This window comes from Candidatus Symbiothrix dinenymphae (assembly GCF_001431085.1).
In genome coordinates this window covers 1-360 of record NZ_BBRU01000538.1, presented here as the reverse complement: position 1 = coordinate 360, position 360 = coordinate 1, and the positions used below count along the sequence as shown (strand labels likewise).

At 43.3% G+C, this 360-nt stretch carries 1 pseudogene; it reads left to right on the top strand.

The annotated features are described in order from the left end of the window. A pseudogene (locus ASC50_RS05545) lies at positions 1–360 on the top strand (beta-L-arabinofuranosidase domain-containing protein); the annotation flags it as partial.

Below are 360 nucleotides of genomic sequence, written 5' to 3'. Positions count from 1 at the left end.
GTGGTGAAAGTGCATTTCGACATGGAACCGCGCGTAGTGAAAGCCAACGACAAAGTGGAAGCCGACCGCGGAAAAATATCTATCGAACGCGGTCCCATTGTTTATTGTGCCGAATGGGCGGATAATGATTTTGATATTTTCAGTGTCGTGATAAATCAAAAGCCTGAAATCAGGGTGGAAACCAAGCCGGATTTGCTAAAGGGTATCCATCAGTTAAAAACGACTGCGCAGTTATTAGCCCAAAATGAAACGGGACGTTTACAAGTAAAAGATGTAACGCTTTCATTGATACCCTATTACGCATGGAATCATCGAGGCAGTGGTAAGATGTCGGTTTGGCTATTGCAAAATTTGAATGGA